Annotated in this window: 4 protein-coding genes; all 4 read right to left on the reverse strand. The window is 71.3% G+C overall.

The features are described from left to right. Nucleotides 1-235: 235 nt before the first annotated feature. A complete protein-coding gene (locus ACY5KJ_RS17750; RefSeq protein ID WP_462203891.1) occupies nucleotides 236-1,639 on the reverse strand; it encodes a class II 3-deoxy-7-phosphoheptulonate synthase in 1,404 nt (467 codons plus the stop codon). A gap of 126 nt (nucleotides 1,640-1,765) precedes the next feature. Then, a complete protein-coding gene (locus tag ACY5KJ_RS17755) occupies nucleotides 1,766-2,791 on the reverse strand; it encodes a 6-phosphofructokinase (protein WP_462203892.1) in 1,026 nt (341 codons plus the stop codon). 143 nt (nucleotides 2,792-2,934) lie between these two features. Beyond that, nucleotides 2,935-3,465: a polyadenylate-specific 3'-exoribonuclease AS gene (locus tag ACY5KJ_RS17760; protein ID WP_462188638.1), complete on the reverse strand. Its 531-nt coding sequence runs from the start codon at nucleotides 3,463-3,465 to the stop codon at nucleotides 2,935-2,937. Between the two features lie 4 nt (nucleotides 3,466-3,469). Beyond that, nucleotides 3,470-4,677: hypothetical protein (locus ACY5KJ_RS17765; RefSeq protein WP_462203893.1), on the reverse strand; the 1,208-nt coding region annotated here is incomplete at its 5' end.

A 4,677-nucleotide genomic window follows, 5' to 3' on the forward strand; every position in this document is an offset into this window, starting at 1 on the left:
CCCCGACCCTGGCCCTGGCTCCCGCCACAACCCCGGCACCGTCATCGGCGTCGGTCCCCGCCTCACCAGAGCTGATCATCACCGAATCAGCCAACCCGCCCGGCAGGCGGGGCACCGACGCGGCTCCCGCCACGACCCCGGCAGACGACACGACCGCCTCCGATGCCACGCCGACCACGGTAGGCGCGCCCTCGCCGCAGAGCCCCCCGGACGGGGTGCCGACGCCGGGATCCCGTTAGCCCACGAGGGCCACGGCGCCGCGTTCTCCCCGGGTGTTCTGCAGCATCTCGGCGACGAGGAAGGCCAGTTCCAGCGCCTGCCCGGTGTTCAGACGTGGGTCGCAGGCGGTCTCGTAACGGCCGCCGAGGTCGTCTTCCCCGATGAGTTCGGCCCCACCGAGGCACTCGGTGACGTTCTCCCCGGTCAGCTCGATGTGCAGGCCACCGGGGTGGGTGCCCAACGCCTTGTGGACCTCGAAGAAGCCGAAGACCTCATCGAGGACATCATCGAAGTGGCGCGTCTTGACGCCGCTCACGTCACGGATGTTGCCGTGCATCGGATCGCACGACCACACCACGGGCGGCCCGGCAGCGTTGACCTTCTCGATGATCGAGGGCAACGTGTCCCGGACCCGCTTCGCCCCCATCCGGGAGATCAGGGTGAGCCGGCCGGGGACATGGTCGGGGTTGAGCCGCTCGGCAAGCTCGAGGACCTCGTCCGGGCCAGCCTTCGGCCCGATCTTGCAGCCGATCGGATTGCCCACCCGGGACAGCAGGTTGACATGGGCACCGTCGAGGTCCCGGGTCCGCTCGCCGATCCAGATCATGTGGGCGGACAGGTCGTACGGATCGCCGGTGGCGTCCTCGATCCGGGTCAGAGCACGCTCATACTCCAGCAGAAGGCCCTCGTGACTCGTGAACAGCTCGACCCCGCTCAGCGCGGCGGTCCGATCGAGGTCGATGCCACAGGCGGCCATGAAGGCGAGGGCACGCTCGATGTCCGTCGCCATCACCTCGTAGCGGCGACCCGCCGCGGAATCCCGCACGAACGCCTTGTTCCACTCGTGGACCTTCGACAGGTCGGCGAAACCGCCGGTGGCGAAGGCCCGCACGAGGTTCAGCGCGACTGCGCTCTGATGGTAGGCGGCGACCATCCGCATCGGATCGGGCCGCCGCGCGGCGGCCGTGGGCGCGATGTCGTTGACGGCGTCGCCCCGGTAGGAGGGCAGCCCGGTGCTGGCCTCGATGTCCGCGGACCGCGGCTTGGCGTACTGCCCGGCGATGCGGGCGACCTTCACCACCGGCGTGCTCGCACCATAGGTGAGGACGACCGCCATCTGCAGCAGCGTCTTGACCTTGTCCCGAATCTTGTCGGCGGTGTTCGCCACGAAGGTCTCGGCGCAGTCACCGCCCTGCAACAGGAACGCCTCGCCCCGAGCAACCAGCGCGAGACGGTCGGTCAAGGACCGAACCTCGGGCGCGGTAACCAGCGGGGGGAGGGCCGCAAGCTGGTCGTAGGCGGCTCTCAACTCTGCCGGGTCAGGCCAGGACGGCTGCTGCTTGGCCGGAAGGGTCCGCCAGAGATCCAGTACGCTCACGACACCAGGGTACGGGCCCAGTCGAGTTCGGGCGGTCACCATCGCCCGACATTTTTCCGGGGAATCGGCATCTTCCTTCGGACAGGCATCCGCCCGGGAATCGGCACCCAGCCCTGGCTCCCGGACCGGGTCCGGCCCGACGGCCCGCCCCTTCCCTGGTCAGCCGGGTCAGCCGAAGAAGATCTCGGCCTCGTGGTAGAGCTCCTCGGGCACCGTCTTGAGCTCACGGGTCGCATCCTGCAGCGGAACCCGGTCGATGCGGGTGCCGTGCAGGGCGACCATCACCCCGAAGTCGCCTTCGTGCACGGCGTCGACGGCGTGCAGTCCGAAACGCGTCGCGAGCCACCGGTCGAAGGCCGTGGGCGTGCCGCCGCGCTGCAGATGCCCGAGCACCGTGGCACGCGCGTCACGACCAGTGCGGGCGCGGATCTCGGTCTCCAGGACCGCCCCGATGCCCTGCAGACGGACATGCCCGAAGGCATCGACCTCGCCCTCCCTGGCGACCATGGTGCCCGTGATCGGGACGGCGCCCTCGGCCGCGACGATGATCGGCGCGTAGTGGGTGGCAAATCGAGCCTCGACGAAGGCGCACACCTTGTCGAAATCGAACGGCCGCTCCGGGATGAGAATGACGTTGGCTCCCCCCGCCATGCCGCTGTGCAGGGCGATCCACCCGGCATGGCGGCCCATGACCTCAACGATCAACACCCGGTGATGGCTTTCCGCGGTGGTGTGCAGCCGGTCAATCGCCTCCGTGGCGATGTTGACCGCGGTGTCGAAACCGAAGGTGTAGTCCGTCGCGGAGAGGTCGTTGTCGATAGTCTTGGGCACTCCGACCACGGGCAGTCCCTCGGCGTGCAGCTGGGCGGCCACCCCCAGGGTGTCCTCCCCGCCGATCGCGATGAGCGCGTCCACCGCGGCGGCGGCGAGGTGCTCGCGCACCAGCGCGGGCCCGTCCACGGCGGCGTAGGGATTCGTGCGGCTGGAGCCGAGGATCGTGCCGCCGCGCGGGAGGATCCCCCGCACGGCCGCGATGTCCAGAGGGACCGTCTCGCCGGTCAGCGGCCCCCGCCAGCCGTCCCGGTACCCGACGAAGCTGTGGCCGTAGACGCTCTCTCCCTTGCGCACGACGGCCCGGATCACCGCGTTGAGTCCCGGGCAGTCGCCGCCACCGGTCAGTACGCCGATCCTCATCCCGAGTTCTCCCGTCGACCGTACACCGCTTTCTCCGGCGGCAGCGTAGCGGGAGGGCCGTACTTCAGGACAACATTGTGGTTACGTGGCGTGGCGACGATAGGCCGCCGCGGCCGCGTCATCGACTCATCGGGATGGGTGACTCATCGGGATGGGTCCGAGACGGCGGCGGCCTGGGCGCGCAGCGGGGCGAGAACCCGCCACCGGGCGAGGTTGTGCAAGGCGTCAGCGAGCGCATCGTGGGCGTTGGGCGGCGGTGCGGGAAGAACCGGCCGGCCCACTTCCTCCCACAGCTGACGCAGGTCCCGGGTGAAGCGGGGCAGCTGGGCGGGCAGGGCGGGCATCCTACCGAAGAGCTGGCAGAGCACCACGTGGTCATAGGCCCCGTACCAGGCCCACAGCTCGGGGGTACCACCCGCGGTCAACAGCGCGGCGACCTCGTCACGGATTCGGGCCCGCGGCTTCCACGCCTCGCCCGACGGCGACGGCAGCTGGTCGATGACGTTGCGACGGACCCAGGGCACGGCCCACGACGGATCGAACTCGGTCGACACGGCATAGTACCGCTGTGTGCCGTCCTCGCTGACGATTCCGATGCTGACCAGATCGAGCCAGTGATGACCGGTGTCGGTGCGTTCGATGAACTCGGTGTCGTAAAAGAAGCGGGTTCCCACCGGCTCAGTCTCCTCCGACCGAGGTGTCCGCCATGGTCGGCGGCTCGGCCGCGGACCACCCCGGGCCAGGGCCCGAGCGCCGGCGCCACGGGCGCAGCAAGGCCCCGAGCAGCAGCGCCGCCAGGGCGGCACCGATCAACGGCAGCAGCCACAGCAGCGGCCCGGAGTACTCCTCCGTGGCGTCATCCCCGGACGCCGCCGCCCGCGGACCGCCCGGCCCCGGCGACCGCCCTCCTGCCGGGACGATCGCCGGCGTCGCGCGGCAGCCGGCCGCACCCGCGACGGACGGCGGAGTCACCGCGGGACCGGTCGCCGGGGAGACCCGGACCTCGACCCGGGCGGCGCCGGGATCATTGACGAGGCAGAGCAGACCAGCCCCGGGCGCGGACGTCACCCGCGCCCCGGTGACCTGCACCTGGTAGCCCGTCGGATAGGACCAGGCCGGCACGCTGATCGCGGTCGCCGTGCCGGCAGCGAGGGGCGGCCCGGCCGACGGCGTGGTCCGGTAGGCCACCATCAGCACCCGCGACGCGTCGAAGCGCAACACCTCCGGTACCCCGGCGATGGCCACGGGGTAGGGGCGGACGATGTCTGCGGGCGGGGCGGGCGCCCGGCGTTCGGCGCCGCTGCTCCCGACGGGCGCGGCGGTGCCCACCGTGCCCCCGGTCGGGCTCGGGGCGTCGTAGAACCAGCTCAGGCCGAACGCGTCGGCGGAGGCGACGAGACCGCGGACGCTGGCCGCCGACCCGTCCTTCCAGCCGACCAGGTATCCGGTCGGATCATTGACCGCCACCGTCGATGCGGCGTCGAACGGGGCGGGCCGGTTCCGCCACAGCAGGTGAGTGCCGTCATGCGCGGCCACCGCCGCTACGAGACTCTCACCGCCGCCACCACCCTCGGGCACCTCGTAGCCGAGCAGGCCCGGCACGTCGCGGAACCGCGTCGCCAACCGTTCGAGCCCCGCGGCGAGGCCGGCGACGGAGGGTACGTAGCCCGCCGAGGCGGGCACGATCCGCAGCGTGACCCGCAACCCGCGGTCGGTGAACATGCGGGTGAGGGCGGCGGCCTGGTCGAGTCCGGGGTCGGCGGGCGTGGTCGCCGCGCCGGCACCGTCGAGGACCGGCCCACCGGATGTCGCCGGGAAGCGGCCGCCGCTTGCCATCGGGACCGCTAGGGCCTGTTTGGGAAGTTCATCGGGGCAGCCATTTGTTG

The organism is Frankia sp. CcWB3, assembly GCF_977927595.1.